Source organism: Microbulbifer donghaiensis (genome assembly GCF_900129095.1).
GTDB lineage: Bacteria > Pseudomonadota > Gammaproteobacteria > Pseudomonadales > Cellvibrionaceae > Microbulbifer > Microbulbifer donghaiensis.
In genome coordinates, this window is sequence record NZ_FQVA01000002.1 from 129712 (window position 1) to 145438 (window position 15727).

Sequence of the window (15727 nt, forward strand, 5' to 3'; positions counted from 1 at the left end):
GACTCTCGAACTCGCCAAGCAGGAAAACTCATGGACAAGAACCTCTACGCCGACCATATCGCCACCCTGCGCAGCCGCTACGACGACATCATGGAGCAGTGCGGCTTCGACACCCTGAACGTATTCAGCGGTGCGCCCAAGGTGCAGTTCCTGGACGACAACTACTATCCGTTCAAGGTCAACCCGCAGTTCAAGGCGCTGGTGCCGGTCACCGACAACCCGCACAGCTGGGTGATCTACCGCCGCGGCCAGAAGCCGAAGCTGCTGTTCTACCGCCCCGTGGATTTCTGGCACTATGTGCCGCCGGCGCCGCAGACCTTCTGGAGCGATCACTACGATATCGAGCTGCTGAGCAAACCGGCGGACGCCAAGGCGTTCCTCAGCGCCGACTCTTCCCATGAAAGGGCCGCTTTTCTCGGCGAGATCTCAAGTTTTGAACAACAGGGTCTCGACGGCTGGCCGATCGGCATCCCCAACCCGGAAGAGCTGCTGGCGCGCCTGCACTGGGCCCGCGCCTACAAGACCCCGTACGAATTCGCCTGCCTGCGCGAGGCCAACCGCATCGCGGTGCAGGCCCACCGCGCTGCCGAAGCGGCCTTCCGCAACGGCGCCAGCGAGTTCGAGATCAATCTCGCCTACCAGCAGGCCGCCGGCCAGGGCGAGAACCGCATGCCCTACGGCAATATCATTGCCCTGAACGAGCACGCGGCGATCCTGCACTACACCCACCTGTCGGATCAGCGCCTGCCGGAAGCCGATCTGAAGACCTTCCTGATCGACGCCGGTGCCGACTGCAATGGCTACTGCGCCGACATCACCCGTACTTACGCCTTCCGCGACGGTGAGTTCGCCGAGCTGGTGGCGGCTATGGATGAGAAGGAACAGGAACTGGTCGCCGGCCTCAAGCCCGGCCTGCCCTACCCGGACCTGCACCGCGAATGCCACCACAAGGTCGGCCAGCTGTTGAGCCAGTTCGGCGTGATCAAGACCTCCGCCGAGAGCGCGGTGGAATCCGGCCTGACCGGCACCTTCATGCCCCACGGCCTGGGCCACTTCCTCGGCCTGCAGGTACACGATGTCGGCGGTCACCAGACCGCACCGGAGGGCGGTATCACCCCACCGCCGGTGGAATACCCGTTCCTGCGCACCAGCCGCACCATCGAGGAAAACCAGGTCTTCACCATCGAGCCAGGGCTCTACTTTATCGACAGCCTGCTGGCTGAGCTGAAAGATTCTGACCTGGCGAAGGAAGTGAACTGGGATAAGGTCGACGCATTGCGTCCGTTCGGCGGCGTGCGCATCGAGGACAATGTGATCGTGCACAAGGATCGTGTCGAGAATATGACCCGGGATTGCTACACAAAATAGTTCAATTGACGGCAGCCACTCTACCTGCGGCTGCACCTCAAGGGGCATGCCCCCCCACACACTACGCTCGTCATCCCGGCGAAGGCCGGGATCCAGAGATACGAAGGACAAACCTGGATGCCGGCCTACGCCGGCATGACGAAGTCGTGGGGCGGGCCAGCTCCCCCTTTCGCCTGTTTCATCAGCAGAAAATAAAACCCCCGTACTACCTTGTCACCCAAGTACAATCGCAATGACAGTCTAGTCATAATTTTTGGCGTGCAGATTTTCACTACGCAAAAGTATCCCCTGGCACTATTGCCGAGCCCCTAAAAAGCATCCAATCTGGGATGGCCAATACCAACAAAAAAGGCCCCCCAATGAAGATCTCTACTTTCCCTGCGGTACTTGCGGCAACACTGATTGCTGCCGCAAGCCAGTTGCACGCGGAAACCATCGAATATGTTTTCTACGACAAAGAAGGTGTCGCGGGTACAGAGGTAATCACACAGGACGGCGACAAAGTTTCCGGCGAACTTAAACTGGGCTGGAACAACCGGCGCCTGAGCTTGACGGAAAGTTTTACCATCGGCGACGCCGCCATGCCCGATGAACTGCATATCGAAGGCATCAGTCCCTTCGGTGCACCGGTCGACGAAAAGTTTTCACTGCAGGACGGTGTAGCCAACTGGAGCAGTACCGACGAGCGCGGCAACGCAAATTCCTCCGAGCCACAGTTTTACGTACCGAAAAACTCCACGCTGGCGGTACAGGCACAGCTGGTCAAGGCACTGCTCGCAGATGAGGACAACAGTGTCAATCTGCTACCCCAGGGACAGGCGCAACTGCGCCAGCTCGACACCGTGACCCTGCGTCAGGGGGAACAGGAACAGACCGTCTTTCTCTACGGGATCAGCGGGCTCTGGTTTACCCCTGACCTCGCCTGGTACGACGAGCAGGGCAACCTGTTCGCCTCTGATGAGGGAGGGTGGTTTGCGATACTGCGCAAGGGCTGGGACAAGTCACATCTGGCCAACCTGAAAGAGCGCCAGATCCACGCGGCAGATATCTACCTGCAGGAGCTGGCCAGCCAGCACACTCACAAGTCCGCAAAACCCATCCTGATCAACAACGTCAACCTGGTCGATGTGGAGGCCGGCGAGTTGCTGGAACGGCGCCATGTACTGATCGAAGGCGGCAAGATCACCCGTATCAGCGCCGCGCCAATCGCTGTCGCCGGCGCTACGCGGATTGACGGGCGCGGCATGACCCTGATGCCCGGCCTCTGGGATATGCACGGCCACCTGTCACCCTCCGACGGCACGCTCAATATGGCCGCCGGCATTATCAACGTGCGCGATATCGGCAACACCCATGAAAATATCATGCGCGTCACCGAGCTGTTCGAATCCGACAAGGTCATCGGCGGCGATGTATACCGCGCGGGCTTTATGGATCGCGAAAGCGAAAATGCCATGCGGATGGGCAAGACCGCCACGAGCCTCGACAACGCCAAGGAGATCGTCGACTGGTACGCCGAACGCGGCTATCAGCAGATAAAGACCTACAGCTCCATGGAGCCCGAGTGGATTGCGCCGCTGGCCGAACATATTCACAGCAAGGGTCTGCGCCTCTCCGGCCATATCCCCGCGTTTATGACGGCGGAAGAAGCCGTGGATGCGGGCTTCGACGAGATACAGCACATCAATATGCTGTTCCTGAATTTTATGGGCCACATCGATACGCGCAAAAAACTGCGTTTTACCGAGGTGGGTGAACACGCGCACGAACTGGACCTGAACAGCAAGGAAGTCGCCGCGTTCCTCGACAAGCTCGCCCGCAAAGGTACCGTCGTGGATACCACCACGACGGTGTTCAGTTCCATGCTGCTGCGCCAGCCCGGCAAGCTGGACCCGGAATTTGCCGATATCGCCGATCACCTGCCGGTCAATGTACGCCGACAATTTATCGGCGCCGAACTCGATGTCAAACCGGAGCACCGCGAGGATTACGACCTGTCTGCCGAAGCCCTGCTGAAAATGGTGCGCAAGCTGCACGAGCACAAAGTGCCGATGGTCGCCGGCACCGACGGCATTCCCGGATTTACGCTGCTGCGCGAACTGGAGCTCTACGCCAAGGCCGGCATTCCCAACGCCGATGTACTGCGCACCGCCACAGTGGTGCCGGCGAGAATTGTCGGCGCGCTGAATCACAGCGGTACCATCGATGTCGGCAAGGATGCGGATCTGGTCCTGCTCGACGGCAACCCGCTGGAGGATATCAGCGCACTGCGCCGCACCGCGCTGGTGATCGAGGGGCAGAACCTGTATCGACCGGATCAGATTTACCAGGCCCTGGGTATCAAGCCGTTTTACGAGTCGATCCCGTTCAGGCTGAATGGCTCAACGACAGTCGCCGCCAATTAATAGCGCCTAGGAGCGGCAGTTTGTGTCAATGTCGTCGTACCGCGCAGGCCGGTACCCAGTTTCTGGGTTTTATTCTGGATCCCGGTCTGCGCCGGGATGACGACATGAAAAATTTCCTGCCACTCCTAAAAATTCTGCATTCGCCAATCAAAAAAGCCCTCAAGAAGAGGGCTAAGATGACGAGACTCGAGGAGAGGAAAAAATTTCAGCCGAAACACCTTATGTCCAGCTGCGCATCCTGTGTCCCTTAACGGCGTAAAACAGGATAAACAGGTAGCAGGGCAATGCGATCCAGTAGGCGCTTACTAGCTCACCGGCCACCTCGGCAATCCTGCCGAAGGCCAGCGGAACGACCGCGCCACCTGCGATGCCCATAATCAACAAAGCGGAACCCTGGGCGGTGTATTTGCCGAGTCCGTCCAGAGCAAGCGGCCACACCGCCGGCCACACCAGTGCGTGGGCCAAGCCCATCAGTGCCACAAAAGTTACCGTGTCGGGGATCGGCGGAATGCCGGACCAGCCCCAGAGCACGCTGGCAATCGCCGTGCTCTCCGCGGAACTGAACAGCACGCCGATCACGCACAATCCACCGCCAATCGCCGAGCCGATGAGCGCCTGCTGCTGGCTGATCCAGCGCGGAATCCCTACAACGCCAATCAGATAGCCCACCACCATAAATGCCATCGTATAGGAGGTCAGCGAGGAAAAATTCGCCACGCCCAGCTGCTCGCCGTAAAGGCCGATGGTATCACCGGCGATAACCTCCACTCCCACGTAGGCAAATAGCGCAACTGCGCCCAGCACCACCTGCGGGAACTGCCAGATGCCGGACCTGGGCTCGCTAGCGGAAGCGTCGCCCTCGTCGATCTCCGGCAGCCGGGAAAATTTGACCAGGCCGACCAGCAGGAACAGCAACACCGACATGGCGATATAGGGCGCAATCAGGCGATCGGCAACCTCTTGCATTTTTGCCGCGCGATCGGCTTCCGCCAGTTGCGCGACTGCCTCCGAATTGAAGTCCGCCAGGCCCGACAGCACCAGGGCGGTAAAGGCCACCGGCGCCAGCACGCCGGCGCTCTTGTTAATGATGCCCATGATCGAGATACGGGTCGCCGCGCTGTGCGCGGGGCCGACTTTCACCACATAGGGATTGGAAGCGGTCTGCAGAATCGTCAGGCCACTGCCGAGGCCGAAGAGTGCCAGCAGGAAAATTGCGTAGCTGCCGGTCTGCGCCGCGGGAATAAAGATCAGCGCGGCCACCGCCATGATGGCGAGACCTATCGCCATGCCATCCCGGTAACCGGTGCGACGCAGGATAAAGGACATGGGCAGCGCCATAACCGTGTAGGCGATGTAAAACACAAAGGTTACGAACAGTGCCTGAAAGTCGTTCAGGTCACACAGAATTTTCAGGAACGGAATCAGTGAGCCATTCAACCAGGTTACAAAGCCAAAGATAAAAAACAGTACCCCGATAATGGCCATCGGCAGCAGGCTGCCCCTCGACTCGCTCACTGCATTTTCGTGGGAAACGACAGTGCTCATTGATTCTCCCGTCTATATTTCTATTTTTGTATGCAGCCCCCCGGCAACCGGAAAAGAATACTAAAGCCAGATGCGAAGACCCTGATACCGGGGGAAGTTTGCGGGACATTTCACGGCCATGGATGGCCGTGGATAGCGTACACGGACGTATTCACAGCGTGTCCCGCAAACTTTCACCGGTAGCAGGGGCGCTCAGGCTTCTCTTACTACCGAAGGGGGCAAAGGGGTCTCCGGCCGTCCCGGAGGCCCAGTACGCGAATTAGAAATTCGCACTGACGCCGAGATTAACCAGGCGACCGTAGCGCGCCAGGTGACTCACCTGATCCGGCCGCATGATGTAACCCCAGTTGCGCTCGTTGGTAATGTTGTTCACGCTGAGACTCATGTTGATGCTGTCGCTCCAGTCGTAGTCCGCACTGAAGTCAAACTGGCCGTAGTCGGCATCCCAGCTGGGGCCACCCCAGGCTTCCGGGTTGGTCATCACCTTGCCGCGCCAGTTGTAAGCCAGCCGAGCCTGGAAGGCATCGCCCTCGTAGTAAAACACCGCGTTGTAGGAGTTTTTCGGCATGCCCTGGAACGGCAGACCCGCCTCGCGACGCTCGCGGTCGTCGTACTCGCTGTCCACATAGGTGTAGTTCAGCTGCGTTCCGAAACCGCCGAAAACCCCGGGGAGAATACCGGCGAAAGACTGCTGGTAGGTCAGCTCAGTACCGCGTATCTCAGCACCCTCGTCGCCGTTGATCGCGCTGTAGACGGCAAAGTTGTGACCGTCGATGGTGCGCGTGCCGTTGCGCCCGGATTCGATAAAGGACTCGATATCCTTGATGAAGACGGTGCCGGTCAGGGCGCCGTAGTCAGAGAAATACCACTCGAGTCCGGTATCGAACTGGTTCGCGCGCATCGGCTCCAGCCCCGGGTTGGAAGTGTAGAGTTCGAACTCCCGCAGGTTCACGTAGCTGTAGGCCGTGAGGGAGTCAATCTGTGGCCGGGTGATCACCTTGGCCGCACTGAAACGGTAGATCAGGTCGTCGCGCAGGTTCCATTTGAAGTTCAGGCTCGGCAGCACATCGGTGTAGGAATCCTCGAAATTCATCTGGCGCTGGTAGTCGGAGACATCGCCGACATACTGCAGCTCACCCGGCTCATCCGCCGCCTCGAAGCGCACCGCGTCCACATCCAGGGAATAGCCGGAACTGGTCACCGTGGTCTCTATCGCCCTCAGCCCCAGGTTCAGGGTATAGGGCAAATCCAGCAACTCGCTCTCCAGGTTGGCCTGCACATAGGCCGCCAGGGTGGACTCACCCACGGCAAAGGAATCGTTGGGGCGGAACTGGGCCTTGACCAGGTCGTTGGCAGCATCGGCGCTGATGCTCTGGTAGAAAGCGAACAGCTTGTCGTAGTCGAAGCTGGCCCAGGGGGCCGGGTGCGAACCCGCTTCGCCGTCGAGGAAGTTATCGAAGCGCGGTGCTACTAAAACGTCCGCGGGCAGACGGAAGAGATCGAAACCGGCGATATTCTCGGCCGCAGACATATCCGGGGTGTATTCCGGGTATCTTTCAAAGTGCGCGCCGGCATTGCTGAAGATGGACGGGTTAACCGAGGAATAGGAATCCCGCTCCTTGGTTTGGTCGCCGTAGTTGATGCCGAATTGCACCGACGAAACGATGGAGTCCAGCGGTGCCCAGTCGCCGTCGAACTTAAACTCAGTCACCTTATCCCGAATCTCGTCACCGTAGTTGTAGCTGTAGTGAGCGCCGAACGGAGAGTTGTGGGACAGCGCTGGCGTCATGGTGATATCCGGCAGCAGGTTGCCGCCGGACTGGTCGATGCGGATCTCATCCACGAAGCCGCGCGCGACGATATAGCGGTTGTCGCCGTTGTTGGTGTTTGCCGATTCCGAGTGGGAGATATCCACGGCCAGGGTCAGGTTGTCGCGGACATGCCAGGCCACATTATTGCCCACCTGGAAGGTCTCGGTCTTGCGCGGCCTGGAGGTATTCAGCAACTCGGCCATGGCGCCGTCGCTCAGGGTCAGTGCGTTGACCAGGCCGTCCTGGTCGAAGCCCAGGTCGCTGACATTGGGAATGCCCGGGGTCCAGCTCTCGTCGTAGGTGACAAACGAAATCTCGTACTGCTCGCCGTTGGTGTCGTAGGACGAGTAAATACTGTCGAAATTCACCTCTATGTCGTCCCGCGGCCGCCACTGCAGGGCCAGGCTGGCACCGACGCGCTCGCGGGTGTCCTGCCAGTTGGTGTAGCGCACATAGCCGGGAATGATCGAGCCGTACTCGTTGTCCACCGCCGGGTCGAACTCACCATTGCCGTCCACGTCCTGGCGCACGGTGATCCAGTTTTCGTTGCCCAGGTTGTAGAAACCCTCACCCTGGTAGGCGTCGGTGCGCAGCGTGCGCTCCGAGTAGACCGCAGTCAGCAACGCGCCGAAAGTGCCGTCGGCAAATGTGTTGCTGACCAGGAAGGACGCCTGCGGATTCATCTCCTCGGTGCGGTCCTCGTAGATGCCCTTGACCGAGCCGGACACAGTAAGACCGGAGAAATCCAGCGGGCGGCGGGTCTGGATATTGATGACCGAGCCTATGCCACCCTCCTGGGTCTTGGCCACCGGCGACTTGTATACCTCGACACCCTTCAACAGCTCGGCGGCGATCAGGTCGTAGTTAAAATCGCGGCTGCTGTGCTCGGAGGCCATTCGGCGGCCGTTGATGGTGGTCACGTTGTAGTCACCACCCAGGCCGCGCACAGTGATGTTCTGGCCCTCGCCGGCATTGCGGGTAACGGTGATGCCACTCATACGCTGTAGCGCCTCGGCGATATTCTGGTCCGGGAACTTGCCGATGTCCTCGGCCATGATCGCGTCCACGACATTGACCGAATTTTTCTTGATATCCAGCGACGACTTGATACTGCTGCGGATACCGGTGACCTCTACCTCTTCCACAACCGAATCCGAGACCTGCTGCAGCTGGTCGGTATCCCTCTCCGCATCGGCCTCCTGTGCCATAGCCTGCGATGCCAAGACCAGAGCACCGATTGCCAGACTGAGGGTGTGCTTTTTACTTTTAATCATGGTTCACCTTCCCTTTTATAGTTTTGAGAGTGGTACAGCTCGGGCGCAGTGCGCCGTAAACCTGGCAATCAAATAGGTCGTCCTGACCCAATTGATTGTCGCCCGCGAAATCCGGGCGCAGATGTATGGATCTGCAGGTATTTCGCAGTCTCGCGCCGGCCCAGGGCCGGCGGCGTCACATCCATGTGCCGCCATTAACCCGGCAATATTTATCGCCGGCTTAAAAACCGCGGGCGTACGGCGGCCCCTTCGCCAGTTGCAGGCGAATATTCGTTATCGTTCGATGGAACTCGGCGGCCTTATGCGGCCGGATTTATCCGGCGGGCCCAAGGCCCGCCAATGGTCAGCTGACGACGCCCAGCGGTGTACCTGTCTGCCAGGCTCCGCGGGTAAAGTCAGGGAAGTCTTTGCTGTTGCCGCGGTCTTTCACCGAGAGCTCGGACAGCGGGGTCACCGCGGACCAGGCGGCCGCATCGTAGACGTCCTGATCGAGGGGCTGGCCGTTACGCAGGCAGTAGACCATGCGCCAGAACATCAGGAAGTCCATGCCGCCGTGGCCACCGTTGAGTTCGGCCTCCTTGCCCATGCGACGCCACAGCGGGTGATCGTACTTCTTGTACCAGTAGTCCATGTCGTAGTCCCACTCGTGGTAGCTCTTGCGGCCACCCTCCTCCAGCGCGATGCGGTTGGGGAAACCGGCGAAGGCTCCGTTGGTGCCCTGGATATGGTTAAGGCGCGTGTAGGGCCGCGGCGTGGTGGTATCGTGCTGGACCATGATGGTCCTGCCCTTGGCGGTCTTGATCAGGCTGGTATTGATATCACCGGCGACATAGTTGAGCTTGTTGCGCTGGTGATCAGCGGGGAACTCGCGCTCGGCGTAGGCGGCGCGCCCCAGGGCCGGGCTGCTCATGGAGTTCAGGTAATCGAAGCGGTCGCCGCGATTGATGTTCATGTACTGGGCGATGGGGCCCAGGCCGTGAGTCGGATAGAGATTCGCATCGCGCAGGGCGTGCCACTTAGTGCGCCAGGAGCCGGTCTTGCGGTCCATCTCCTTCATCTGCCAGCGCAGCTCGTGGATATAAGCGGCCTCACCGTGCAGCAGGTCGCCGAACAGCCCCATGCGCACCATATTCAGTGCCATCAGCTCGTCGCGGCCGTAGCAGACGTTTTCGAGCATCATGCAGTTCCGCTGGGTCTGCTCGGCGGTATCCACCAGCAACCAGGCCTCGTCGATGGTCAGCGCCGCCGGTACTTCCACCATCGCGTGCTTGCCGCTCAGCATCGTTTCCACTGCCATGGGCGTGTGCCAGCGCCACGGCGTGGAGATGATCACTATGTCGATGTCGTTGCGCTCCAGCAGGTCGCGGTAGGCGTACTCATTCTTGCCGTACGCCGCCGGGCGCGGCAGTTCCTTGCCCACCACAATATTGACCGCGCGATCCAGCACCTGCTGATCGATGTCACAGATGGCCTTGATCTCGACGCCGTCGATATTGCAGAAGTGCTGAACCGCGCCGACGCCGCGCTCACCCACGCCGATAAAGCCAACCCGGACTGTCTCCAGCGGCGGCACCACCAGCCCCATCACCGACTTCTGGCCGGCGACGGGGGAACCGCCTTTCATCTTATTGGTGGCGGCGCAGCCGGCAGCCGTTGCGGCAGCGGCTGCCGCCAGGCCCGCCTTGAGGAAATTGCGACGATCGATCGAACTCATTTTTATATTCACCTCGTGTCCAGATGGCCCGTATTCGCAGGCCTCCGACAATAACCAAGTGCGACCCACCGTTCAATAAAAAAATGCTTCGAAAACTTTCACTTTTAGATGAGGCGAAACAAGGTTTTCGCAAATTTAAACAACTAACCTATTGATACAAAATAGATTCTACAAAACGAAAGCAATTGAAAATAAAATCTTATTGAAAGCAAATGAAAGTTTCGTAGAATAGCGAAAGAACAACGAAGGGGCTGACCCGTGGCGAAGAACACGATCGAGAGAAGACACGACATCATCCAGACCGCCGTCGATAGCGGGCGCGTGCTGGTGCCGGAGCTGGCGGAAAAGTACAGCGTATCCGCAGTCACCATTCGCGGCGACCTCAACTACCTGCACAAGCGCGGCCTGCTGGTACGGACCCACGGTGGCGCCGTGGCCAGCAACCGCGTGACCCAGGAGCTGTCCGTACAGGAGAAGGTCGCCGAGCACCTGGACGTCAAGCGCCGCCTGGCCGCAGCCGCGGTGCGGGAGATCCACGAACAGGACACCCTAGTGCTGGACTCGGGCACCACCACCGCCGAGATCGCCAAGCAGCTGCGGGACTTCAAGCGCCTGCTGGTGATGACCAACGGCCTCAATGTGGCGCAGCAGCTGCTGGACGCCGAGGGGGTGGAGGTACTGATGACTGGCGGCACCCTGCGCAAGAAGTCGCTCTCTTTCTACGGCCGCCCCGCCGAAGAAACCCTGCAGTGCTACCACTTCGACAAGGTATTCCTGGGCGTGGACGGCATCGACTTCCAGGGCGGCATCACCACTCACTTCGAGTACGAAGCCAACCTGAACCGGCTGATGTGCAAGGTGGCACGCCAGGTTATCGCGGTGACCGACTCCTCCAAGTTCAATCGTTCCGGCGTGCACAAGATCTGCGATTTCGCCGACATTGACATACTGATCACCGACGCCGGCATCCCCGACGCCTTCCGCGAGGTAATCTCCGAGGCCGGCGTAAAGGTGGTCATCGTCGACTGAGTCAGGATTTTGAGTATCCAGAAGAATCACTAACAACAAGGAATCTCCATGCTGCAAGAATTGATCGCCGCGAATCTGGGTGGGCAGCCGCGCGGAATTTACTCCATCTGCTCCGCTCACGGCCTGGTGCTGGAGGCGGCGATGGAGCAGGCCGTGGCCGATGACACGCCGGTGCTGATCGAGGCCACTGCCAACCAGGTGAACCAGTTCGGCGGCTACACCGGCATGCGGCCGGCGGACTTTTTCGACTATGTGATGACGCTGGCTGACCGAGTCGGACTGGACGCCTCCCGCGTGCTGCTCGGTGGCGATCACCTGGGGCCGGTGTGCTGGCAGACGGAACCCGCCGAGATTGCTATGGGCAAGGCCCGTGAAATGATAGATGCCTATATAGCGGCCGGCTTTACCAAGATTCACCTGGACTGCAGCATGCCCTGTGCCGACGATCAGCTACCGCTGGCAGACGAAATCATCGCGACACGCGCTGCTGATCTGTGCAAGGTTGCCGAGCAAGCTGCCAAGCGCCGGGGCAACAGCAAAGACATTGTCTATATCATAGGTACAGAAGTACCCCCGCCCGGCGGCGCAAAAGAGGCGATTGCCACACTCGAGGTTACCGCCCCGGCGCATGCACGCAACACCATCGACCTGCATCGCGAGGCCTTCGCCCTGCTGGGGCTGGACAGTGCGTGGCAACGGGTGATCGGCCTGGTAGTGCAGCCGGGCGTGGAATTCGATCACACCTCGGTCATCGACTACCGGCCGGCGAAGGCGGCAGAGCTGAAATCCCTGGCCGGAGAAATGGGTAATGTCGCCTTCGAGGCCCACTCCACCGACTACCAGACACCGCAAAGCTATACGCAACTGGTACGCGACCACTTTGCCATTCTGAAAGTGGGCCCCCAGCTGACGTTTGCCCTGCGCGAGGCCCTGTTTGCGCTCAGTTATATCGAGGAAGAATTACCGGGAATCGACGCAAAGTCCGGCCTGCGTGAAGTCTGCGAGCGGCGCATGCGGGCGGAACCCAAATACTGGCAGGCATTTTACGAAGTCGCGGAAGAGCAACTGCCGCTGTACCGCCGCTATAGTTACAGCGACCGCATCCGCTACTACTGGCCCGACACGGAGGTGCAGCAGGCCACCACCAAACTGCTCGACAACCTGTCGCCTCAACCGATTCCGCTGCCCCTGATTAGCCAGTTTTTTCCGGAGGAGTACCGCGAAATCCGCGCGGGCGGGCTTGCCAATAATCCTCGCGCGCTGGTAAAGGCCCGCATCCGCAAGGTTATCAGCGCCTATGCCACCGCATGCTGGAAGCAGTAAAAACAGGATAACAATGATGTCCAAATATCTAGCGATCGACACCGCAGAACTCGTCGAACGAAACGGCGAACACACCGCCCGCGAAATTACCCAGCAACCGGATGTATGGCTGCGCACGGCCGAACAGATAAAGCAGCAGCGGGCCGAACTCGATGACTGGCTCACCCCCCTTCTCGACCGGCAGAACCTGCGTGTCATCCTTACCGGGGCCGGCACATCCGCCTACGTGGGCAATACCCTGGCCCCCTACCTGACGCAGGCAATGGCGCGGCGCATCGAGGCGATCAGCACCACCGACCTGGTCAGCAATCCACAGGAATACCTGCTGCGGCGGGTTCCCACGCTGCTGATTTCCTACGCCCGCTCCGGCAACAGCCCCGAGAGCGTCGGCGCCTATGACCTGGCCAACCAGTGTGTCGACGAGTGCTACCATCTGGTGATTACCTGCAACCGCGACGGCGAGCTGGCGACCCGCGCGCGGAATAACGACAACAGCTATTCGCTGCTGATGCTGGAAGAGACACTCGACCAGAGTTTTGCCATGACCAGCAGTTTCACGGCCATGCTGGTGAGCACCCTGGAAATATTTGCACCCCGGGCGGGACAACTGGAAAGGCTGGCCGAGGTTACTCGCGCTTTCCTCGAAACCCAACTCGACAGCACGCGCGCACTGGCCGCGCGAAACTTCCGCCGCGTGGTATTTTTGGGCGCCGGCGGCCTCAAGGGCATAGCCACAGAGGCCGCGCTGAAGATGCTGGAACTCACTGCAGGCAAAGTGGGTTGTTACGCGGAGAGCCCGCTCGGCTTCCGCCACGGCCCCAAATCAATGCTCGATGACGCCACGCTGGTAGTCCTGTTTCAGAGCAACGACGCTTACTGTCGCCGTTACGACGATGACCTGTACGAGGAACTGCGCCGCGAAGGCACTACCGAGTGGGTGGTTTGCCCGGCGGACAGTGTCGATACCGCTGGCCTCGCGGATGCCTGGCTGGCCCTGCATTACATAGCGTTTGCCCAGCTGCTGGCCTTCTATAAATCTCTCGAGCTGGGCATCACCCCCGACAATCCCTGCCCTACCGGTGAGGTCAACCGCGTGGTGCAGGGAGTGACCATCCACCCCTATACAGCGGAGTGCGCCAATTGATCTACGGGGTAGATATCGGTGGCACCAAGATCGAACTCGCCTGTTTCGACGACGAACTGAACCAACTCGAAAGTGAGCGGGTGCCGACCCCCGTCGACGACTATCAAACTTTCGTCGACACCCTCGTGGACCTGGTGGAAGCAGCGGACCGCCGCCACGGCTGCCGGGGGAAAATCGGCGTCGGCATGCCCGGCCTGATCGACACCGAAGGGCGATCACTGTCGGCCAACGTCGCCTGCGCCACCGGTAAAAAAGTGGCGGAATCGCTCACCACAAGACTCGGGCGACCGGTTGCCATTGAAAACGACTGCCGCCTGTTCGCCCTGTCAGAATCCCGCGGCGGTGCCGGCGAGGGCTTCCGCAATGTATATGGCGCAGTGCTCGGCACCGGCGCCGCCGGCGGCCTTGCCATCGACGGCCGCCTGTATCGCAGCCGTCAGGGCATCGCCGGGGAATACGGCCACCATCCACTGCCCGCCAGTCTGCAGCAAAAATACAACCTGCCTGTCTTTCACTGTGGCTGCGGACTGGACGGCTGCCTGGAAACCTATATCGCCGGCCCGGGCCTCACGGCATTGCACCGGCACCTGGCGCAAGAGGAACTCACTGTGCCGGCGCTGGTAGAGCGCTGGCGCGACGGGGAAAAAAGAGCCCTCGCCACCAAAGCGGCACACCTAGACTTACTGGGTGCAGCTTTCGCCAACCTGGTCCTGGCGTACGACCCGGACATCATCGTGCTGGGCGGAGGCCTGTCCCGCATACAGGAGTTCTACCGGGAGCTACCCGGCGCTATCGAGAAGCACCTGTTTCCCGGCTATACCGCACCGCCGCTAGTGCCAGCGAAATTTGGCGATGCCAGCGGCGCCCGCGGTGCCGCCCTGCTCGCCCTCCAGACTGAAGAACCCGATAAAAAATGAAAGCGACAAACTGCTACCTCCAGGCTTCCCGCATCATCACCGAGACCGAGGACCTGCTCGACCACTGCCTGCGCATCGAACATGGCCGCATCACCGACATTGCCAGAACCCCCGGCAGCGACTTGCCACTGATCAGTCTGCCGGACGCGACCCTGATTCCGGGCATGATCGACCTGCATATTCACGGTCGCGAAGGCTGCGACGTGATGGACGCGACCCCCGCGGCAATCGACACCATCTCAACCTCCCTCGCCCGCCACGGTGTGACCGGCTTTCTCGCCACGACGGTGACCAGCAGCTGGGAGGAGACACTGGCCGCTATGGAAAACCTCGGTAACGCCGCGCTGCAGACCCAGCCCGGCGCCCAGGTACTGGGCGGTTACAGCGAGGGATTGTTTTTCGCCAGCGAGCACAAGGGCGCGCACAACGAACATTTCTTCCTCACCCCCACCCGCGAGCGCATAGACGCACTGCTGGAAGCCGCCCGCGGGCAACTGAAAGTGGTGGCCCTGGCTCCCGAAGTGGAGGGTGCCATGGAGATCATTCCCTACCTGAAAGAAAAGGGAGTGCGGGTCATGCTGGGACACACCAGCGCCACTTACGACCAGACTGCGGCGGCGTTACAAGCCGGTGCCTGTGGCGGCGTACACGTATTCAACGGCATGCGCGGAATCCACCACCGCGAACCCGGCTGCACTGGCGCAGTGTTAATGCACGACGCTAACGTGGAGGTGATCGCCGACGGCGTACACCTGCATCCGGTGATACTACAGATGATCTGCAAGTTGAAAGAAACCCGGCAAGTAACCCTGATCAGCGACTGTATTAATGCCGGCGGACTGCGCGACGGGCGCTACACGCTGGGAAAAATGGAGGTCGAGCTGCGACAGGGGGTCGCCCGCACCGATAGCGGCTCTCTCGCAGGGAGCACTCTCACACTGGAAAAAGCGGTGGCCAACCTGCAACAACTGGCCGGCATCGCACTGCGTGAAGCGGTGCATATGGCCAGCCTGTCGCCGGCAATATTTCTCGGCATTGACCACCGCACCGGATCGATAGCAAAAGGCAAAGATGCGGATATCGCCATTCTCGACGGCGAGGGGAATGTGCGGGCCACTCTATACCGCGGTGACCTGATCTACTGTGACGAGAATATAAGCAGCCAGTTTAAAGGGCATCTGGAAATAATATAGGAGT

General features: G+C 60.1%; 10 protein-coding genes. 7 read left to right on the plus strand and 3 right to left on the minus strand.

Features of this window, described 5'->3' with window-relative positions; all coding sequences use genetic code 11:
• Positions 1–30 precede the first annotated feature (30 nt).
• Both pepQ and BUC36_RS10905 read left to right on the plus strand, forming a co-directional pair.
• Complete coding sequence (gene pepQ / locus BUC36_RS10900; protein WP_073275050.1) at positions 31–1368, plus strand: Xaa-Pro dipeptidase; 1338 nt, start codon at positions 31–33, stop codon at positions 1366–1368.
• Between the two features lie 359 nt (positions 1369–1727).
• Positions 1728–3773 carry an amidohydrolase family protein gene (locus BUC36_RS10905; RefSeq protein ID WP_073275051.1) on the plus strand — a complete coding sequence of 682 codons (2046 nt, stop codon included), beginning with the start codon at positions 1728–1730 and terminating at the stop codon, positions 3771–3773.
• A 219-nt stretch (positions 3774–3992) separates the two neighbouring features.
• Here BUC36_RS10905 and BUC36_RS10910 read toward each other — a convergent pair whose 3' ends face one another.
• From BUC36_RS10910 to BUC36_RS10920, 3 genes are all read right to left on the minus strand, one after another.
• Entirely contained in the window at positions 3993–5318 is a 1326-nt protein-coding gene (locus tag BUC36_RS10910) for a sugar MFS transporter (RefSeq protein WP_073275053.1), read from the minus strand.
• 259 nt (positions 5319–5577) lie between these two features.
• Positions 5578–8403: a TonB-dependent receptor gene (locus tag BUC36_RS10915; RefSeq protein WP_073275055.1), complete on the minus strand. Its 2826-nt coding sequence runs from the start codon at positions 8401–8403 to the stop codon at positions 5578–5580.
• Between the two features lie 343 nt (positions 8404–8746).
• Positions 8747–10117 carry a Gfo/Idh/MocA family protein gene (locus tag BUC36_RS10920; protein ID WP_073275057.1) on the minus strand — a complete coding sequence of 457 codons (1371 nt, stop codon included), beginning with the start codon at positions 10115–10117 and terminating at the stop codon, positions 8747–8749.
• A gap of 258 nt (positions 10118–10375) precedes the next feature.
• Between BUC36_RS10920 and agaR the strand changes: the two genes are divergently transcribed.
• Genes agaR through nagA form a run of 5 tightly spaced genes read left to right on the plus strand, consistent with a single transcriptional unit; the run spans position 10376 to position 15723 of the window.
• Positions 10376–11146, plus strand: a complete 771-nt coding sequence (agaR, locus tag BUC36_RS10925; protein WP_073275059.1) for a transcriptional repressor AgaR — start codon at positions 10376–10378, stop codon at positions 11144–11146.
• A 48-nt stretch (positions 11147–11194) separates the two neighbouring features.
• The gene (locus tag BUC36_RS10930; protein WP_073275061.1) at positions 11195–12469 is read left to right on the plus strand and encodes a D-tagatose-bisphosphate aldolase, class II, non-catalytic subunit; all 1275 of its coding nucleotides are present in this window, start codon (positions 11195–11197) and stop codon (positions 12467–12469) included.
• Positions 12470–12485: 16 nt separating this feature from the next.
• Positions 12486–13613, plus strand: coding sequence for an SIS domain-containing protein (locus tag BUC36_RS10935; RefSeq protein WP_073275495.1), 1128 nt, complete (start codon positions 12486–12488; stop codon positions 13611–13613).
• Positions 13610–14530, plus strand: a complete 921-nt coding sequence (locus BUC36_RS10940; RefSeq protein WP_073275063.1) for an ROK family protein — start codon at positions 13610–13612, stop codon at positions 14528–14530. Before BUC36_RS10935 ends, BUC36_RS10940 begins: the two co-directional genes overlap by 4 nt.
• Positions 14527–15723: an N-acetylglucosamine-6-phosphate deacetylase gene (nagA, locus tag BUC36_RS10945; protein WP_073275065.1), complete on the plus strand. Its 1197-nt coding sequence runs from the start codon at positions 14527–14529 to the stop codon at positions 15721–15723. Before BUC36_RS10940 ends, nagA begins: the two co-directional genes overlap by 4 nt.
• The last annotated feature ends 4 nt before the right edge of the window (positions 15724–15727 follow it).

What these genes read in the sequence shown, in the direction of transcription:
- pepQ (WP_073275050.1), top strand. Translation starts at nt 31, where the DNA reads ATGGACAAGAACCTCTACGCCGACCATATCGCCACCCTGCGCAGCCGC.
- BUC36_RS10905 (WP_073275051.1), top strand. Translation starts at nt 1,728, where the DNA reads ATGAAGATCTCTACTTTCCCTGCGGTACTTGCGGCAACACTGATTGCT.
- BUC36_RS10910 (WP_073275053.1), bottom strand. Translation starts at nt 5,318, where the DNA reads ATGAGCACTGTCGTTTCCCACGAAAATGCAGTGAGCGAGTCGAGGGGC.
- BUC36_RS10915 (WP_073275055.1), bottom strand. Translation starts at nt 8,403, where the DNA reads ATGATTAAAAGTAAAAAGCACACCCTCAGTCTGGCAATCGGTGCTCTG.
- BUC36_RS10920 (WP_073275057.1), bottom strand. Translation starts at nt 10,117, where the DNA reads ATGAGTTCGATCGATCGTCGCAATTTCCTCAAGGCGGGCCTGGCGGCA.
- BUC36_RS10930 (WP_073275061.1), top strand. Translation starts at nt 11,195, where the DNA reads ATGCTGCAAGAATTGATCGCCGCGAATCTGGGTGGGCAGCCGCGCGGA.
- BUC36_RS10935 (WP_073275495.1), top strand. Translation starts at nt 12,486, where the DNA reads ATGTCCAAATATCTAGCGATCGACACCGCAGAACTCGTCGAACGAAAC.
- nagA (WP_073275065.1), top strand. Translation starts at nt 14,527, where the DNA reads ATGAAAGCGACAAACTGCTACCTCCAGGCTTCCCGCATCATCACCGAG.